The sequence below is a fragment of the Pseudomonas sp. G34 genome, from assembly GCF_031119625.1.
GTDB lineage: Bacteria > Pseudomonadota > Gammaproteobacteria > Pseudomonadales > Pseudomonadaceae > Aquipseudomonas.
This window is the reverse complement of sequence record NZ_JAVHZV010000010.1, coordinates 220148-239260: the sequence shown is the minus strand read 5'-3', so window position 1 is coordinate 239260 and position 19113 is coordinate 220148. Positions and strand designations below refer to the sequence as shown.

Here is a 19113-nt window from a genome sequence, read left to right as displayed (position 1 = left end):
TGATGAAAGATCTTATCCAGGGTATCTGTGCATAACCGATGCCGGATGCTCAATTCCTGATCAATGCCATGGATTCCGCGTGGCACTAGGCGTGTAAGCGACCGCTACCAGCTTATCCACAGCTTCGATCACGATAAATGTGTATAGCTTCCAGTGGTGTCGTTTGCCCTGTCGAGGGCCAATTCACAGAATAGTCATCCAATCGTCATCATATTTGCCTAGCGTGCCTGCGCATCAGAACAACGCTGGAGCGCCGTGATGCATGATGACCAATTGACCGACCTCGAACGCCTGACTCTTTCCCGTCGCCGTTTCATCGGTGCCGGGGCGCTGACCGGCGCGGCCCTGTTTCTCGGCGGTGGTTTGCTGAGCCGCAGCGTACTGGCCGATTCGATCAAGGCCAGCGTGCCCAGCCCGCTGCTGGGTTTTGGCAACCTGGCTGCTTCCACGGCCGACACCATCACCCTGCCGCCCGGCTATTCGTTCCGCCCGCTGATCAGCTGGGGCCAGCCGTTGCATGCCGGCGGCCCGGCGTTCAAGGGCGACGGCAGCAACACTGCGGCCGAGCAGCTGCTGCAGTTCGGTGACAATACCGATGGCATGAGCTTCTTCCCCTGGCCCGGCGACCCGGATCGCGCGCTGATGGCCATCAATAACGAATACGTGAATTACCGCTATCTGCTGGCCCATGGCGGCCTGCCGAAATCCGCCGAGGACGTGCGCAAGGCGCAGAACGCCGAGGGCGTGACGGTGATCGAGGTGCGTCGCGCTGGGGACGGCTGGGCCTTCGTGCAGGGCTCGCCTTACAACCGTCGGGTGCACGGCAACCTGCCGATCGAAGTGAGCGGCCCGGCCCGCGGCCATGAGCTGCTCAAGACCGCGGCCGACCCGCTCGGTATCGAAGTGCTGGGTACCTTCCAGAACTGCTCCAGCGGCCAGACGCCCTGGGGCACCTACCTGACCTGTGAAGAGAACTTCAGCGACTGCTTTGGCAGCAGCGATGCCAACCTGCAGTTCACCCCCGACCAGAAGCGCTTCAGCGTGCTGCATGCCAGTGCCGAGAACGAGTGGCACCGCTTCGACCCGCGCTTCGATATCGCCAAGAATCCCAACGAGCTGAACCGCCATGGCTGGATCGTCGAGATCGACCCCTTCGACCCGACCGCCAAGCCGATCAAGCGTACCGCCCTGGGCCGCTTCAAGCATGAGAACGCGGCACTGACCACCACCCGCGATGGCCGCGTGGTGGTGTACATGGGCGATGACGAGCGCGGTGAGTTCATCTACAAGTTCATCACCCGCGATCGTCTGGACCGCGACGACGCCAAGGCCAACCGCCATATCCTCGACCAGGGCACGCTGTACGTGGCGCGTTTCGACGAGGGCAACGGCGACGCCGATCATCCCAAAGGCCGCGGTCGCTGGATCGAGCTCACCGCCGGCAAGCATGGCCTGACCGCCGAACACGGCTTTGCCAACCAGGCCGAGGTGGTGATTCGCGCGCGGCAGGCCGGCACCCATGTAGGCGCTACACGCATGGACCGCCCCGAGTGGATCACCGTCAGCCCCAAGGACGGTCAGGTCTATTGCACCCTCACCAACAACAGCAAGCGCGGCGAGCCCGGGCAACCGGTGGGCGGCCCGAACCCGCGGGCCAACAACCTGTACGGGCAGATCCTGCGCTGGCGCGAGCACGGTGACGATGCCGCCGCGATGGATTTCGACTGGGACCTGTTCGTGGTCGCCGGCAACCCGGTGGTGCACGCCGGCACGCCCCAGGCGGGTAGCCACGCGATCAATGCCGACAACATGTTCAACAGCCCGGACGGCGTCGGCTTCGACGGCGGCGGCCGGCTGTGGATCCAGACCGACGGCAAGTACAGCAACAAGGGCGACTACGCCGGCATGGGCAACAACCAGATGCTCTGCGCCGACCCGCACACGGGCGAGATCCGCCGTTTCATGGTTGGCCCGGTGGGCTGCGAGGTGACCGGGCTGGCCTTCTCGCCGGACTACAAGAGCATGTTCGTGGGCATTCAGCACCCGGGCGAAGAGGGCGGCTCGAGCTTCCCCGACCACCAGGCCGGCGTGCATCCGCGCTCGACGGTGGTGGTGATCAGCCGCGACGACGGCGGGGTGATCGGCGCCTGACCGCGGCCCGCTCAGAGGGTGACGGTGGTGGCGCCGCGGATGACCACCTCGCCGTTCTCTTCGGGCAGGCTGGGAATGCTGATCCCCAGTAGCCGCAAGGTGGGCAGGATGGCCCGTTGGTCGCTGGGGCCAGCGTGGTTGTAACCACGTTGCAGGCACACGTGCAGCACATAGCGCGGTGCGCTCGGGTTGCGGTTGTCGAGGGCGATATTGCCGTAGGACGGTTGGCCGTCATGCCCTGGCAACGGGCTCCAGTCGAGGCCGGCGGCGTCCTGCTCGGGCGCCGGGCAATCGCCGCTGCGCCAGCTTTCCGGTAGCCAGCTGCGTTGTACCACCGCCGTGATTTCCCGGCTGAGCAGCTGGCTATAGGCGGCATTGCCTGGATCGACGCGCAACGTCGCGCGGGCCGCATCGGCGCTGACCTGCTTGAAGGTCAGCAGCAACAGCATGGGAATGCTGTAGGCGATGATCCCGTACACCACCACGAAGAACACCGCGAACAGCATGGCGAACTCGATGGCGACGGCGCCTTGCTGGGTTTTTCTCGTCCCTTTTTTCATCGCCCACCTCAGCGGATCAACTGCGGGATGCCGCAGCTGATGCTATGTACCTTGATTTCGCTTTTGCCGAGATCCAGGCCAAGGTCTGTGAGCAGGCTGCTGACGTTGTTGCCCACAGCGTTGAGCACTGGCTTGAGCGCATCGAGAAGCGGATTCAGGATGGTGAGCAAGAGGGGTTGGGAGTTACCGCTCAGGCCAAGGGATGATGCCAGGCTGGTGAGCACGTTGTTGAGCAGCCCACCCTGCGGTTTGCTCTGCAACGAGGTGATCAGCTCAGTGCGGCATTGCGCCGTGTTCGTGGTGCAATTGGTCAGCAGCAACTTGTTGTACCACTCATCGGGCATCGTGGTATCCAGCAGGAGCGCTACCGGGCGAGGCCAGGTCAGCCCGTCCGCTTTCATGGCCGCGCGAATGGCCTCCTTGTTGGCATAGGTCGCCAGGTACCTGTCGGCGATTTGCGCCGCCTGGGTAGGCGTGAAGCCGGGGTATCCATCGGCCCCTTTCGGCGCGCCGACGCCGATCATCTTGCTGACCTGGGAGAACAGGTTGGTAATCGAGTCGCCGATTTTCAGGTTATTGACCTGGGTGATGTCGGACTCATCCTCGGCGAGGGTCAGTTCATCGCGAACCGGATTGTTGCCGGTAGCGATCAGCGGTACGGCGGCCTTGCCCTTGATCAGGTCGAGGTTCAGCAGCCTGAGAATGCTGGCGTCCTGCAGGTTCGCCTCGGTGCAACTGGCGCGAGTAGACCACAGCGAACCACTGGGCAGGTTGCCGATGCAGATGTTGCCGACGGTGGATTCGATTTCGATGGTCGCTTCGGGCTCGGCTCGGGAGCAGTCGATGGCGGTCAGCTCACCTTTGGCGCTCGCCAGGTCGAGAATGATCGGCAGCTTGATCGAGGTGCCGAGCATATCGAGCAGAGGGCTGGCCAGGGGCATGCCGGCGCTGTCGATATCGATATGCAGGCGAGTTTGTGCGTTGAAGGCGGTGGTACCCAGCGGGCCGATACCGATGGAGGGCGGCTCGATGATGCCAAGCTCCACCTTCACCAGGCCGAGAAGATTCAGTTGATCCATCAACAGACCGCGCCCTTGAACGGCCGTCATCAGGCCTGTGGATAACACATCGCCGAGTGTCAGCCTGGCATCCAGCGCCGACCCCAGCGCCTGGCCAGGACCGGTTACCAGCTTCAACAGGCCGGGGCGTTGCTCGGTCGCCAACAGGTTTACCGTGGCGTTGTTCAACTGCGAATTTGCCAACCTGACGCCCAGTGCCTGGATGTCAGCGGCCAGCGCCTGGTTGTGATTGGCCAGGTTGGCAGAAACATCGAGCAGCCTCTGAATACCCAGCGCGCCGACCTGGGTATCCACCAGATTCGCCAGGCCCTCCGGGGTAAGCGCCTTCAACTGGTTGACGCCGACATTCACACCCAGCGCCTGCAGCAAACCGGCCGGGGTGATCTGGGTATTCGCCAGCCCCTGCGAGTCGAGCACCGTCAGCCCGCTGACGTTCACCCCGGCGGCTGTGAGTAACCTGGGCAACAGCCCATTGGCATTGAGGTCCAGCAGCTGCGCACCGACGCTGAAGACCGTCAGCGGGTCGCTGTCTTTCTCGGCTACCGCGACGGCTTGCAGGCTTACGCTGTCATTGTCGCTGAGCCCGAACAGGCCGCCGGTGCGCACCACGATGCTGGCAGGCACCCGGCTGCTGGTCACCACGCGAACCGCCCGGCCATTGGCGGCGTCTGCGACCGGTACGCGCAGGCCGTCGATGATCGAGACGCTTACGCAGGATGAACTCAGCGAGCGCCCGGCGCCTGCGACGAAGCCATAGGACGCGGCATTTTCAACGGCATAGACCTGGGCGAGGGCGGTATCCAGCGCGCAGTTGCCGGAGGCGAGCCGCGATATGGATTCCAGGGCCGCGGTGTCCGCCAGTTTTTGCAGCTTGCGCTGTTCGAGATACAGGCGGCCACTGTCGATCACCAGGGCCAGGAACAGGATGGCCATGACCAGGGTCGCCGCGCTCAGCATGCTGAAGGCACCTCGCTGGCGGCCATGTCCAGAGCGATAGCGCGGCATGCTCAGCCCCCCGTCCCGTACAGGCGAATTTTCGCTTCGCCGCGAATTTCGTCCGGCAGTTGCGGTACCTTCCAGCCGAAGATCGAGAAGGGCGGCATGATGCGTTCCGGCTCGCTATGGCGCACGCACACGCTCCATACCGCGCCAGTTTTCAGGAAGCCGTCATAACCCTCGCAGGGTTGCGCCCAGGCTGACGGCAGCCACGAGTTGCGCACGCTCTGCTGCACGCGTTGCTGATGCAGGGTGATCTGTTCGGGTGTGGGCGCGCGGGTATCGGGGGAGCGGATGGCATCACGCAGGGCTTCGGTGGCCAGCTCCTGGTAAGTGGCGCCGAGCAGAAACGGGATGCTGTAGCCGACCAGCCCGTAGAGGATCAGGAAGAAGAGGATGAAGGCGATCGAGAACTCGACGGCGGCAGCGCCGCGCTGCCGGTAAGCCGAGCCAGTCCCAGCTGAGTGAGGCACTTCCCTGATCCCCGTGAGCGGTCAAGTCCACGTGTTTTGGCGCCCGTGGCCGGCCTGTGGATATGTTTACTGCATGCCGGCTGGCAGGGTACAGCGCCAGCGCCAATGGCTTTGTAATAGCACGCGCCAAAGCAGCTCTCCATCGCACTTTGTGATTAATCTGCAGCGCTGGGATGCACGCTCGGAGATCGCTCGGTACCGGCGCGTGGGAAACGGGCCGTCAGTAACAGCCCGCCTATTGTTTATTCGGACTCATTGCTCCATTGCCGGCCATGACGCTCCAGCAGGTGCTGGAGTTGCTCCGGGCCATTGCTGCCCGCCGCATAGGGGCGCGGGCTCTGGTAATGCTGCTGCCAGCCCTTGATGATCGGGTCGACCCATTGCCAGGCCGCTTCGACCTCGTCGCGGCGCATGAACAGCGTCGAGTCGCCCTCGATCACGTCCAGCAGCAGCCGCTCGTAGGCCTCCCAGCGGCGTTGCTTGCTGAAAGCGTCGGCCAGGTTCAGGTCCAGTTCCACCGGTTGCAGGTGCATGCCCTTGCCCGGGTTCTTGGCCATCAGCTGCAGGCTGATGCGCTCTTCGGGCTGCAGGCGAATCAGCAGCTGGTTGGCCTCGCCGTTGCCGAACAGCTGGTGGGGCACCGGCTTGAACTGGATGAGGATTTCCGAGCTCTTGCTGGCCAGGCGCTTGCCGGTGCGCAGGTAGAACGGCACGCCTGCCCAGCGCCAGTTGTTGATCTCGGCCTGCACGGCGACGAAGGTTTCGGTGTCGCTGTCGTTATCGACGTGCTTCTCGAAGTAGTAGGCCGGCACTTCCTGGCCGCCGATCTTGCCGGCGGTGTACTGGCCGCGCACGGTCTTGTCGCGCACGTCCAGCCCGGTGATGGGCTTGAGGGCCTCGAGAATCTTCACCTTTTCATTGCGCACCGATTCGGCATCGAAACGCACGGGCGCCTCCATGGCCACCAGGCAGAGCAACTGCAACAGGTGGTTCTGGATCATGTCGCGCATGGCGCCGGCGTTGTCGTAGTAGGCGCCGCGGTTTTCCACCCCCAGGGTCTCGCACACGCTGATCTGCACGTGGTCGATGTGCCCGGCCCGCCACACCGGCTCGAACAGCGCATTGGCGAAACGCAGTGCCATCAGGTTCTGCACGGTTTCCTTGCCCAGGTAATGGTCGATGCGAAACACCTGGGATTCGTCGAACACCGCGCCGATGCCGGCGTTGATCGCCTGGGCGGACTGCAGCGAATGGCCGATGGGTTTTTCCAGCACGATACGCGCCCCCGCGCCGGCCAGGCCGGCGACCTTGAGGTGCGTGGCAATGGCTTCGAACAGATCCGGTGCGGTGGCCAGGTAATAGACCCTGATGCGCTCCCGGTCGCCGCCCAGGGACTTGGCCAGGCGGCCGAAGTCGGCACTTTGCGAGGCGTCCATGGGAAAGTAGTCCAGGCGCTCGGCGAAGCTGCGCCAGGTGTCATCGTCGAAATCGGCACGGGCCACCTGGGCGCGGCAATGACGCTCGGCGAGGGCTTGATAGGCGGCCCGGGTATGGGTACTGCGGGCCAGGGCGAGGATCCGCGTATCGCGGTGCAGGCGACCGCCGCGATGCAGGTAATAGAGGGCTGGTAGCAGCTTGTGCAGGGCGAGGTCGCCCGTGCCGCCGAACACCAGCATGTCGCAACAATTGCTCTGCATGGGAACTCCGATTCGGTTTGTCCGTGCGAGGTCGCCAGGCTTGTAGTATAACTACAAGCTCACTACAGCCCGGCGGCGTCCCTCGATCATAACCGAGTCGCGACGCGCAAATATCCAGCCGGCGTGTCCATTCTTTGCCAGTCGAGTCTCAGCCAGTGAATTTGTTGCAGCACATCGCCCAGTCACGTCACCTCCTGCGCAAGTCGGAACTCAAGGTGGCCGATCATGTGCTTCTCGATCCTGCGGCGGTCATGCACAGCTCCATGGCCGAGCTCGCGCACCTGGTGGGCATCAGCGAGCCGACCATCGTGCGCTTCTGCCGCGCCATCGGCTGCAGCGGCTTTCAGGATCTCAAGCTCAAGCTGGCGCAAAGCCTGGCCGCCGGCGCCAGCTTCGGCCAGTTCGCGATCCACGAGGACGACTCGGTCGCCGACTTCAGCATGAAGATCTTCGACACCACCCTGCATACCCTGATCGAAGTGCGCGAGAAGCTCGATCCGGTGGCGCTGGAAAAGGCCATTGGCCTTTGCTCCCAGGCGCAGCGTATCGAGTTCTACGGCTTTGGTGCGTCTGGCGCGGTGGCGGCGGATGCCCAGCACAAATTCTTCCGCCTGCTGCTCAACGCCGCGGCCTATTCCGACCCGCACATGCAGGCGATGTCGGCGATCACCCTCAAGCCTTCCGATGTGGCGGTGTGCATCTCCCAGTCCGGGCGCTCCAAGGATCTGCTGATTACCGCCAATGTGGTGCGTGAAGCCGGCGCCTCGCTGATCGCCCTGTGCCCCGGGCAGACGCCGCTGGCCGAACTGGCCACGGTGAACCTGGCCATCGACGTGCAGGAAGACACCGAGATCTACACGCCACTGGCCTCGCGTATCGCCCACCTGGTGGTGATCGACGTGCTCGCCATGGGCGTGGCCATGGCCCGTGGGCCGAGCCTGGTCAACCACCTCAAGAGCGTCAAACGCAGCTTGCGCAGCCTGCGGCTGTCGGCCAAGTCGGTGAAAGCCCACGAAGAAGGCGCCTGAGCAAGGTCGTCACCCAGGCGTCACGCTTGCTTCCTCAAACTGTCATGGCCTTCGCTGAAGCTGGTCTCCCGTAATTCAACCTGGAGACCTGCCATGGCTCGCCATGTGGATGAAGCGTTGCACCCGGACCAGAGCGTGGTGAAAGCCCGCCGCAAGCTGCTCGACGAGCAGCGCATGCGTTACCGTCGCGCCATCGAGGCCTATGGCGAGAATCGTCGCCTGCAATCGGAAATCTCCAGTTTCCACGACCCTCTGGCCGGCGAGGCCCGTCGCCTGCACTGATTGCAACCGAGTATTTGCACGGCGCACATCCCGGGCGAGGAGGCTCCTATAATGGCGCCTTTTCGCCCCACGCCAGGGATGTGCCATGCGTCGTCTGCTCGTTCTCCTGTTCCTTTTGTTTCCCCTTCTCGGTGCCGCGCAAGAGGCCCAGCCCAAGGTCGGCCTGGTGCTGTCCGGTGGTGCCGCGCGTGGGCTGGCCCATATCGGGGTGCTCAAGGCGCTGGAGGAGCAGGGCGTGCGCATCGATGCCATTGCCGGCACCAGCATGGGCGCGGTGATCGGCGGCCTGTACGCCTCGGGCTACAGCATCGCCGAGCTCGAGGACGTGGCGCTGACCATGGATTGGCGGCAGGTGCTCTCCGATGATCCACCGCGCACCGACGTGCCGTTTCGGCGCAAGCAGGATGACCGCGATTTCCTCATCAAGCAGCGCCTGAGCTTTCGTGATGACGGCAGCCTCGGCCTGCCGCTGGGCGTGATCCAGGGCCAGAACCTGGCACTGTTGCTCGAACGCCTGCTGGTACGCAGCAGCGACATCCGCGACTTCGACCGCCTGCCGATTCCCTTCCGCGCCGTGGCCACCGATATCGCCAATGACCAGAAGGTGGTGTTTCGCAGCGGTCATTTACCCCAGGTGATTCGCGCCAGCATGTCGATTCCGGCGGTGTTCGCGCCGGTCGAGCTGGATGGCCGGTTGCTGGTCGACGGCGGCATGGTCGACAACATCCCCGTCGATGTAGCGCGCGAAATGGGTGTCGATCGGGTGATCGTCGTCGATATCGGCACGCCGCTGAAACCGCGCAAGGAGCTGCTCACCGTGGTCGACGTGCTCAACCAGTCGATCACCATGATGACCCGGCGTAATTCCGAGGAGCAGCTGGCCACCCTGCACGACAGCGACGTGCTGGTACAGCCGGACATGGCCAGCTTCGGGGTGACCGACTTTGGCCGCGGCGAGGAAATGATCGATGCCGGCTACCAGGCCGCCCGAGCCCTGCAGCCGCGTTTCGCGGAGCTGGTACCGCGTGGCGGCGGCAACCCCGCCCTGAGCCTGGCGCGCAGCGCCCAGCAGCGCGCCCCGGTGATCCACGCCATCCAGGTCGACAACGACTCCAAGGTCGGCGACGAGGTGATCCGCAACTACATCCGCCAGCCCATCGGCAAGCCACTGGACATGGCCAAGCTGCAGCGCGACATGGGCACCCTGTACGGCCTCGATTACTTCGAGCGTGTGCAGTACCGGGTGGTCAACAGCGATGAGCGCAACACCCTGGTGATCGATGCCCGGGAAAAGCGCACCGGCACCGACTACCTGCGCCTGGGGCTCAACCTCTCCGACGATTTCAATGGCGACAGCGTCTTCAACCTGGGCGCGAGCTTTCGCAAGAATGGTATCAACCGCCTTGGCGCGGAGTGGCTCACCAGGGTGCAACTGGGCGATCGCCAGGAGCTGTTCAGCGAGTTCTACCAGCCGCTCGACGTCGGCTCGCGCTGGTTCGTGGCGCCCAACCTGCATGCCGAGGCCTGGAACCTCGAATCCGTGCTGAACAACGATCCGATCGCCGAATACCGGGTACAGCGCTATGGCTATGGGTTCGACCTCGGCCGGCAGATCGCCAACAACGGCGAGCTGCGCTTCGGTATAGGCCAGGCCTGGGGTGATGCCGAGGTGCGTATCGGCGAACGCGATCAGCCGGAGTTCAGCTTTACCGAGGGCTACTACGAGCTGCAGTACGCCTTCGACACCCTGGACAACGTCGACTTCCCCCACGAGGGCGAGGAGATCAGCCTGAACCTGCGCCAGTACGACGCCAGCCTCGGGGCCGACGACCGCTACCGACAATGGCAGATCAAGCTCGACAAGGCGTTCAACCAGGGGCCGCACAGCCTGGTGATCGGTGGGCGCTACGGGCGCACCCTGGACGACGCGGAAATCGTCACCTCCAGCTTCCAGCTGGGCGGTGCGCAGCAACTGTCGGGCTTCCGCCAGGACGCCCTGGCCGGGCAGAACGTCAGCCTTGGGCGGATGGTGTACTACCGACGCATGACGCCGCGCTCGTTCCTGCCGCTGGATTTCCCGCTCTACCTCGGCGCCTCCCTGGAACGCGGCCGGGTATGGAACAACGACAATGCCTTCGACAGCGGCTACATCAACGCGGCGAGCGTGTTCCTGGGTTACGAAACGCCGCTGGGGCCGCTGAATTTCAGCTATGGCCTCAATGACGAGGATGAAAAGGCCCTGTACCTGAACCTCGGGCACAGCTTCTGAATAGCGCCCGTGGGCGGCGAATGGTTCGCTGCCCAAGGGGCCTGAGCGGCACTAGAGCCGCTTGAGCAAGGCCTGCAGGGCCAGCTCCGGCTCCTGGCTCCACAGGGCGTAGCTCAGCGGCAGGATTTCCAGGCCGGCGCGCGCCAGCACCCGATAGCGCTCCAGTTCCAGGAAGCCTTCGCCTTCGCCGGGAAAGCCGATCAGGTCGATGGCAAGGCATTTGTCACCGCGCTGGCAGAACACGTCCAGTAGCAGCCCGGCCAGTGGATAAAGCGTCCAGGTGGCCACACCCTGGGCCTGCAGTGCGCTGCACAGCGCGCGCTCGAACTCGTCCTGATCGGGTTGAGTAGCCACGCTCATCGGCTGCTCGGCAAAGCTCTGCAGATAGCGGCGCAGCAGATGATCCTCCGCCAGCAGCCGCTCATCGCCGCTGAACAGCGCCACCTGGCGCTCGCGGGCCCGGGTGATGGCGACGTTGAACATGTCCTGGCGGTTCAGGTACACCGCGGCCTGGCTGGCGCTGGCATCGATGGCGAAGCTGATGATCATCAGGTCGCGTTCCTCGCCCTGGAAGCCGTAGGGCGTGTCCACCAGCACGCGGAAATCGCGCAGGCGCTGCAGGTCGAGGCCGGCGACGCGCTGGCGGATGGCCTCGACCTGATCACGAAATGGCGATACCACACCGATGCTCGGCTTTACCGGGCTGTCGGCGTAGCGGTGGATATGTTCGTCGATCAAGTGCAGGACGTGTTCGAGCTCCCTCTGATTGACGCCATTGCGCGTGCGCTCGCCGTCCAGGCGTTGCAACTGCAGGCTGTCGCAATTGGCCAGGCCTGGGCGCTCCTTCATCACCCGCAAGCGGTTGTCGTAGAAGCGCTGGTTGCTGAAGCGAATCAGCGCCGGGCGGCTGCGAAAGTGTTCGTCGAGAAAGGTCAGGGCGTTCTGTTCAGGCAGGTGCAGGCCGACCAGATCCAGCACGCTGCTGTCGCGGTAGCTCCAGCGCTCGCGCTCCTCGGCCGGCAGGCCGCTGCGCTGCAGCAACTGCGTTTCGCGGCTGCGCGACAGGAACGACAGGTGGCGCAGCTGCCTGGCATCACCGGTGATCACCGCGCGGCGGCAGCGCTGGAAGGCCGGCAGGGCCGAGGCGATATCGCATTGGGTGGCTTCGTCCATGACCATCACGTCGAACAGGCCGGTGCGTAGTGGCAGCAGCTTGTGCAGTTCCTCGAGGGTCACCACCCAGATCGGGAAGGCAGCCAGCAGGCGCTGCGGGTCGACATCCTCGAACAGCGCCAGCTGGCGCTGCGACTGGCGCGCGCGAATCGCCTGGTTGTACTGCACGAACAGCTGTCGGTCAGCGGCCAGCAGGCGTTGCAGTCGCGCAGCGCGTCGGGTGTTGAGGTAGTCGCGGCTCAACTGCTCGCGGCGTTGCTGGCACTCGCGCAACTCATCGAGCAGCACCCAGGGTCGCACGCTGCCGCGTACGCGCCGACGCACCCAGGGCAGCAGCAGATGGCGTTGCCAGAAACCCAGGGCACCGCGGTCGGCGCGCAGGATCAGCCGGCTCCAGCGCAGTGCCTGCTCGTTGCGCTGGCCAAGGGCTTTGGCCAGGCGCCGCTCCTCGTCGATCAGCTTGCGCAGGGCTTGCTCCTGCTGCGCTTCGGCCTGCTCGTCAACGCTCGTCAGTTCACCCTGCAGCAAACTGGAGAGACGCTCGCGCAGGGTTTGCTGGAGGCTGCCGCTGCTGCTCTCGAGTACCGCATCACGCAGGCCGAAATCCTCGCGCAGTTTCTGGCCGATGACCCGCACCGCCTGTTCGCTGCGGCTGACCAGCAGCACCGACTCGCCATGCAGATAGCGATCCAGGGCAAGCGCCGCCAGGGTGTAGCTCTTGCCGGTGCCGGGCGGGCCGGATATCTGGCTGAGCGGGTAGTGCGCCGCGTTGGCCAGGGCTCGGCTCTGCGCAGCGCTGAGTTGGGCCGGCAGGGCGTGGGGCGTGCTGGCGCCGGGCTCGGCCGCGGGTAACGTGGCACCGAGCAACTGACGCAATGGCGGCGACCAGTCCTTGGCTTCCTGCAATTGCTGCAACTCGTGCACGATGCCCCTGCTACCACTGCCTCGTGGTACCAGCGCCACCAGCGCCGCTGCCCGCAGCGACAGGCTGCGGCGGCGCAGTGCCTTGTCCACCGCATCCTGGCTCTCCAGCGCCGGGAAGCCGCTGGCGGACAGCACATCGGCAACCTGGGTGCGTTGTCTGACCCAGCTCAGCAGGTCACCGAGCACGTGGGCGTCGATGGGCGCATCGCTCAGCGGCAGGTCATCGAGCGAGGCGTTGTCACCCTCTACCAGTAGCTGGCGCAGCAGTCGCCAGTTCAGCAGCGGCTGATGGGTATCGATGGCCAGCAGGTGCGCATCGCCTTCGCTGCCGCTGCTCAGGTTGGCCTCGTAGTACACCAGCGGTGCGCAGAACGCGGTCGCCGGGCCTTCGCCATTGCCCAGACGGCCGCACACCGGCAGCACGCCATAGACCAGCTGCAGTTCGCGTTGGTAAAGGCGCTGCTGACGCTCCAGCTCGGCGCCGACGCTCGGTGCCAGCGCCAGCAGCGGCAGGGCGCCACTGGCCAGTTCGTCACGGCCATCGAGCCAGGCCAGGCGCCCGGCTGCCAGCGTGGACAGATTGTCGAGGTTCAGGTCGCGGCTGTCAGCCAGGTAGGCGCTGCGGTAGAAGGCCAGCAGGCGGGCGATCCGTGCGTCGTGTTCCTGCATCATGGGTCCGGAGCGGCCTGGGTAAGGCGGCGACTCTACCGCTGCGGCGCCATGCTGTCATCGGACGACGGGCAGGTGCTGCAATGCACTGTCATGTAAATTTGGCAAGCAATGGGGGATTTAACCCGCAAAATCCGTTAAAACGTCCGATTGCAGTAAAACCGCAAGTGCCGATTTCCTCCCTCTTAATTATTGCGAAGACCCGCATGGCCCCCTCCCGAACAGTGTCGCTCGTGGTTTGCATCCTGCTGGTCGGCGCCGGGCTTGCGTGGTGGCTTCGCCCGTCGCCCACCGCCGTTGCCCAGACGCCCGCGGCGGTACCGGTGGTGGTGCACGAGGTGGTAGCTGCCGACATCCCGGTGCTGCTGCGTACGCTGGGTCGGGTGCGGGCGCTGAACAGCGTGGAAATCCGTGCCCAGGTCGACGCCACGCTGGTCGAATTGCCGGTTGCCGAGGGGCAGCAGGTACGCAAGGGGCAGTTGCTGGCTCGGCTCGATGACCGCAGCCTGCGCGCCGCACTGCAGCAGGCCCAGGCCGAGCGCAACGTGACCCGGGCGGAACTGGATATCGCCCGGGTCGACTTGCAGCGTTACCAGAACCTGGTGCGCGAGCGTGCCTCGCCTGCGCAGACCCTCGATCAACAGAAGGCTCTGGTGGCGCGTCTGCAGGCCACGCTGGCGACCCGTGACGCCGCGGTGAATGCCGCTCAGGTGCAGCTTTCCCATACGCGAATCGAGTCGCCCATCGATGGTCGCCTGGGCATTCGCAACGTGGATGTCGGCAGTTTGCTCAGGGCCAATGACAGCGTCAGCCTGTTTTCGGTGGTGCAGATCGACCCCATCGATGTGGAAGCCACATTGCCCCAGCGCCGTCTGCCCGAGCTGCAGCGTCTGCTAGGCGGCGCACAGAAGGCGCCAGTGCAGGCCTTTCGCGAGGACGGCGGCGCGCTGCTCGGCACCGGCACCCTGGCGCTGATCGACAACCGGGTTGCGCTGGACACGGGCACGCTGCGGTTCAAGGCACGGTTCGACAATGCCCGGGAGCAGCTGTGGCCGGATCAGTCGGTGGTGGTCACCCTGCAGACCGGGCTGCTCGAGCAGGCGCTGTCGGTGCCGCTCGAGGCCATCCGTCAGCGCACCGAGGGCACCTTCGTGTGGCGCGTCGAAGGCGAGCAGGTGCAACCCGTAGCAGTCAAGGTGCTGCACGAGGACGAGCAGCGGGCGGTCGTTGCGGGCTTGGCGGCCGGGGATCGGATCGTCACCGATGGCCAGTCACGGTTGCGCCCTGGGGTTACCGTCAGGCGCGCCGAGCCGGTGCCCGTTGGCGGAGATCAGCCTTGAGGCGGTCACGCGGCTTCTACGCGCTATGCATCGCCCACCCGATTGGCATGATTCTGCTCGCCATGGCCCTGATCCTGGGGGGCGTCATCGCTTTTGCGCGGCTGCCGCTGGCGCCGCTGCCGGAGGTGGATGCGCCGACCATCGAGATTTCCGCACAGATGCCCGGTGCCAGCGCCGAAACCATGGCCTCGTCGGTCGCCACCCCCCTCGAGGTGCAGCTCAGCGCCATCCCGGGTGTGGACGACATGACCTCGACCAGCTCCCTGGGCCGGGTCGAACTGATCCTGCAGTTCAACCTCGACAAGGACATCGACGCTGCCGCCCAGGAAGTCCAGGCGGCGATCAACGCTGCCTCGTCGCGCCTGCCCAGCCAGCTCCCCGAGCTGCCGGTGTGGCGCAAGATCAACCCGGCCGACACACCGATCCTGATCCTCTCGGTCACCTCCGATACCCTCTCGCCCTATGAAGTCAGCGACCTGGCCGAGTCGGCCATCGCCCGCCAGCTGAGCCAGATCGAAGGCGTGGGGATGATCCGCCTCAACGGCCTGCAGCGCCCGGCGATCCGCATCCAGGCACGGCCAGAGCGGCTGGTGGCGGCCGGCGTCACCCTGGCGGACATCCGCGGTGCGGTGCAGCGCGCCAGCGGCAACCGGCCAACCGGCGCGCTGGTCGGTCAGTATCGACTGTCGACCCTGGACAGCAACGGCCAGCTGTTCGAAGCCGGTGAATACGCCGACCTGATCGTCGCCTACCGCAACGGTGCGGCCATACGCCTGGGGGATGTGGCGAGGGTGGTGTCCGCTGCGGAAAACGCCTACACCCAGGCCACGCCCAATGGCAAACCCGGCGTGGCGGTGGTGATCCGCCGTCAGCCGGGCGCCAATATCGTCGCCACTGCGGATGCGGTAACGGCGGCGCTGCCCGAACTCACCGCCGGTCTCCCGGCCGATCTCGAGGTCAAGGTGCTCAACGACCGCACCCGAACCATCCGCGCGTCGCTGCACGAGGCCGAGTTGACCCTGCTGATCGCCGTCGCGCTGGTGATCGGCATCATGGCGCTGTTCCTGCGCCAGTGGTCGGCGACCCTGGTGGTGTTCGCCGTGCTGGCGACCTCGGTGATCGGTTCCTGCGCGGCCATGCTGGCGTTCGGCTTGTCGCTCAACAACCTGACGCTGGTGGCGATCATCGTCGCCGTGGGCTTCATCGTCGACGACGCCATCGTCGTCGTGGAGAACATCCACCGGCACCTGGAGCGTGGTGTCGGCCGGGTTCAGGCGGCCCTCGACGGGGTGCGCGAGATCGGTTTCACGGTGGTGTCCATCAGCCTGTCGCTGGTGGCGGTGTTCATTCCGCTGTTCTTCATGAGCGGCTACGTGGGCCGCCTGTTTCGCGAGTTCGCCCTGGCGGCCACCTCGGCGGTCATGATTTCGGTGGTCATCTGCCTGACCCTGGCGCCGGCCCTGGCCGCCCTGTGCATGCGCCCGCTGGCGAACCATGACGGGCCCGGGCCGACCATGCGCCGTGTGCTACGCGGTTACGAGCGCACGCTGGTATGGGCGCTGGATCATCCGCGCGCGATCCTGACGGCGTTCTTCGCCTGCATCGCCATCAGTGTTGGTGGCTTCGCGCTGATGCCCAAGGGCTTCTTCCCGCTGCAGGACACCGGCTTCATGAACGGCACGGTGCAGGCCTCGGCGGATATTTCCTTTGCGGCGATGCGTGCCAAGAGCCGGCAGGTTGTGGATATCCTGCGTAACGACCCGGACGTCGTGGCCTTCAACGCCGACATCGGCAATGACGGCAGCTACAGTGTCGGTGGCCTGGCCGTGGTGCTGACCGATCCGGATGATCGCTCGCTAAGCGTCGAGCAAGTCATCGACCGGCTGCGTCCCCAGTTCGCCGCCATCCCCGACCTGCGCGTGACCCTGCGGGCGGGGCAGGACATCAACCTCGGCTCCCGGGCGTCGCGTGCGCAATACCAGTACATCCTGCGCAGTCGTTCGCTGGACGAGCTGGCGCTCTGGACACCGCGCCTGACCGAGCGCTTGCAGCAGCAGCCGATGTTTCGCGACGTGAACAACGACCTGCAGTTCGACGCCTCGATAACGCCGGTGCAGATCGATCGCCAGGCCGCCTCGCGCTATGGCTTCTCGGCAGCGGATGTCGACGAGGCGCTGTATGACGCCTTTGGGCAACGGCGGATCAACGAGATCCAGACCGCGTCCAACCAGTACCAGGTAGTGCTGGAATTGAGCAGCAGCCAGCTTCAGCGGGTGCAAAGCCTCGAGCTGTTCCAGCTGCGTTCTCCGGCAACCGGCCAGCTGGTGCCGCTTAGCACCTTCGTGCAGGTGCTGCCAGCCAAGCCGGCGCCGGTCAGCATCAACCACAGCGGCATGCTGCCCTCGGCCAACCTGTCATTCAATCTGGCGCCCGGCGTGGCCCTTGGCGACGCGGTGGCGGTGTTGCGCCAGCTCGAGCAGGACATCGGCATGCCGGCCAGCATCGGTGGGCGGTTCGGCGGCGCCGCCCAGGCCTTCCAGCAGACCCTGGCCTCGCAACCCTGGCTGATCCTGGCGGCGCTGGTCGCCGTATACATCATTCTGGGCGTGCTCTATGAAAGCCTGGTGCACCCGCTGACCATCCTCTCGACCATTCCGTCGGCCGGTATCGGCGCCTTGCTGCTGCTCTGGTTGTGGGGCCTGGATTTTTCCATCATGGCGCTGATCGGCCTGATTCTGCTGATCGGCATCGTCAAGAAGAACGGCATCCTGCTGGTCGATTTCGCCCTGCAGGCGCAGCGCCAGGGCATGGCGCCGCGCGAGGCCATCCACCAGGCATGCATGGCGCGCTTCCGGCCGATCCTGATGACCACCCTGGCCGCGATGTTCGGTGCGGTGCCGCTGATGCTTGCCTTCGGTACCGGCGCCGAGCTGCGTGAGCCACTGGGGGTTGCCGTGGTCGGCGGTCTGCTGTTCAGCCAGGTGCTCACCCTGCTGACCACGCCGGTGGTCTACCTGATGATGGATCGCCACCTGTCCGCGCGCCGCGCGCCTGGCATAGCGCACCCGGAGGGCGCAGCATGAGGGTTTTGGTGCTGGCGCTGGGCTGTCTTGCGCTTTTGGCCTGCAGCAGCCGCGAGCCAATGCCGCCAGCACCCTTGCCGGCCCAGGCGGTGGCCGCGCTGCCCCAGGCCTGGTGGCAAAGCCTGCAGGATCCTGCGCTGGATCAGCTGGTGGCGCTGGCGCTGCGCGACAACCTCGACCTGGCCACGGCAGCCCAGCGTATTCGCGAGCAGCGTGCGCTGCGTCGCCAGGCTGCAGGCAACCGTTATCCGAATCTGAATATTACGGGTAGCCACGAGCGGGGGCGTAGCGCCAGCGAGGGCCATGACGAGGACTATTTCTACGGCCTGGACCTGAGCTGGGAAACCGACCTGTTCGGGCGCCTGGGTGCGCTGCAACGCGCTGCCGAGGCCAACCTGCAGGCGGTGCGCGCCGACTACCAGGCGTTACGCGTCAGCCTGATCGCCGAAGTGGCCAGCACCTACCTGAACTATCGCCTGGCACAGCGCGAGGTGGACATCGCCAGCCGCGCTGCCGACAGCCAGGCGCAGATCGCCCGAATCACCCGGGTACGTTTCGACCAGGGCACCGCCAGTGGCTTCGATGTCGAGCGTCTCGATACCCAGGTGGCGATCACCCGAGCGGTCGTTCCGCAGGCGCGCCAACGTGCTGAAGCAGCGCGCTACGCACTGGCCTATCTGCTCAACGCCGAACAATCGCGGATCGACGCGCTGCTGGCCGAACAGGCGCAACCCTTGGCACCGCGTGACGAGCGCCTGCTCCCGTTGCTGCAGCTTCCCGCCAGCAGCCTGCGTGCGCGCGCCGACGTGCGTGCAGCCGAACTGCGCCTGCTGGCGGCGGATAGCAGCCTGGATGCGGCACAGGCGCTGCGTTATCCACAACTGACCCTCGGCGCACTGGTGGGCTTCGAACAGGGCGCGAGCGTGCCGGCCTGGACGCTCAGTGCGCAGGCGCTGCAACCGCTGTTCGATTTCGGTCGCATCCGCGCCGGCATCGAAGCCGGTGACGCACGCCGCGAGCAAGCCTGGCTTGGCTATCAGGCCAGCCTGGTTGAGGCACTCAGGGAGACCCGCAGCGCCATCAGCGCTTACCTCGAGGGCCTCGATCGGCAACGCCTGCTGGACACCGCCAGCCGCTCCGCTGCCAGCGCCACCGCTCTGGCGCAACGGCAGTACGACGCGGGTACCTTGTCGATGATCGAGGTGCTGGATGCCCAGCGCACCCAGTTCGATACGCAGCTTGAACAACAACGGGCCGCCAGTGACGTTGCACTGCGCTGGGTCGAGATATACCGCACCCTGGGATTGGCGCCCCCTGAGCCCGCAGCCTGGCGTGGCGACGCCGCGCAAGCGCCCGACTGAGCCATTACACCCTGGGGGGCGCGAGCGG

12 protein-coding genes are annotated in these 19113 nt (G+C 65.5%); 7 read left to right on the top strand and 5 right to left on the bottom strand.

Going from position 1 to position 19113, the window contains the following annotated elements:
- Nucleotides 1-258: 258 nt before the first annotated feature.
- Entirely contained in the window at nt 259-2151 is a 1893-nt protein-coding gene (locus QYS36_RS08925) for a PhoX family phosphatase (protein WP_308839138.1), read from the top strand.
- 11 nt (nt 2152-2162) lie between these two features.
- Here the strand turns inward: QYS36_RS08925 and QYS36_RS08920 are convergent, their stop codons facing one another.
- From QYS36_RS08920 to zwf, 4 genes are all read right to left on the bottom strand, one after another.
- Nucleotides 2163-2711 carry a pilus assembly protein gene (locus QYS36_RS08920; RefSeq protein WP_308839137.1) on the bottom strand — a complete coding sequence of 183 codons (549 nt, stop codon included), beginning with the start codon at nt 2709-2711 and terminating at the stop codon, nt 2163-2165.
- Nucleotides 2712-2719: 8 nt separating this feature from the next.
- Complete coding sequence (locus tag QYS36_RS08915) at nt 2720-4795, bottom strand: pilus assembly protein TadG-related protein (RefSeq protein ID WP_308839136.1); 2076 nt, start codon at nt 4793-4795, stop codon at nt 2720-2722.
- Nucleotides 4796-4797: 2 nt separating this feature from the next.
- Nucleotides 4798-5259, bottom strand: coding sequence for a TadE/TadG family type IV pilus assembly protein (locus QYS36_RS08910; RefSeq protein ID WP_192426842.1), 462 nt, complete (start codon nt 5257-5259; stop codon nt 4798-4800).
- A 242-nt stretch (nt 5260-5501) separates the two neighbouring features.
- The gene (gene zwf, locus QYS36_RS08905) at nt 5502-6956 is read right to left on the bottom strand and encodes a glucose-6-phosphate dehydrogenase (RefSeq protein ID WP_308839135.1); all 1455 of its coding nucleotides are present in this window, start codon (nt 6954-6956) and stop codon (nt 5502-5504) included.
- Nucleotides 6957-7111: 155 nt separating this feature from the next.
- Between zwf and hexR the strand changes: the two genes are divergently transcribed.
- The 3 genes from hexR (at nt 7112) to QYS36_RS08890 (ending at nt 10535) form a co-directional block, all read left to right on the top strand.
- Nucleotides 7112-7984 (top strand): transcriptional regulator HexR, encoded by an 873-nt coding sequence (gene hexR, locus QYS36_RS08900; protein ID WP_249909953.1) that lies wholly within the window; start codon nt 7112-7114, stop codon nt 7982-7984.
- A 93-nt stretch (nt 7985-8077) separates the two neighbouring features.
- Nucleotides 8078-8266, top strand: a complete 189-nt coding sequence (locus QYS36_RS08895) for a PA3496 family putative envelope integrity protein (protein WP_111462933.1) — start codon at nt 8078-8080, stop codon at nt 8264-8266.
- An 85-nt stretch (nt 8267-8351) separates the two neighbouring features.
- The gene (locus tag QYS36_RS08890; protein ID WP_308839134.1) at nt 8352-10535 is read left to right on the top strand and encodes a patatin-like phospholipase family protein; all 2184 of its coding nucleotides are present in this window, start codon (nt 8352-8354) and stop codon (nt 10533-10535) included.
- Nucleotides 10536-10586: 51 nt separating this feature from the next.
- On the opposite strand, the gene QYS36_RS08885 is transcribed toward QYS36_RS08890, so the two are convergent.
- Complete coding sequence (locus QYS36_RS08885) at nt 10587-13301, bottom strand: AAA domain-containing protein (RefSeq protein WP_308839133.1); 2715 nt, start codon at nt 13299-13301, stop codon at nt 10587-10589.
- A gap of 233 nt (nt 13302-13534) precedes the next feature.
- On the opposite strand from QYS36_RS08885, the gene QYS36_RS08880 reads away from it, so the two are divergent.
- The 3 genes from QYS36_RS08880 to QYS36_RS08870 are packed head-to-tail and all read left to right on the top strand — an operon-like array spanning nt 13535 to nt 19085.
- Nucleotides 13535-14641 (top strand): efflux RND transporter periplasmic adaptor subunit, encoded by a 1107-nt coding sequence (locus tag QYS36_RS08880; protein ID WP_308839132.1) that lies wholly within the window; start codon nt 13535-13537, stop codon nt 14639-14641.
- Complete coding sequence (locus QYS36_RS08875; protein ID WP_308839131.1) at nt 14638-17724, top strand: efflux RND transporter permease subunit; 3087 nt, start codon at nt 14638-14640, stop codon at nt 17722-17724. The genes QYS36_RS08880 and QYS36_RS08875 overlap by 4 nt, the downstream gene beginning before the upstream one ends.
- A complete protein-coding gene (locus QYS36_RS08870; protein ID WP_308839130.1) occupies nt 17721-19085 on the top strand; it encodes a TolC family protein in 1365 nt (454 codons plus the stop codon). The genes QYS36_RS08875 and QYS36_RS08870 overlap by 4 nt, the downstream gene beginning before the upstream one ends.
- The last annotated feature ends 28 nt before the right edge of the window (nt 19086-19113 follow it).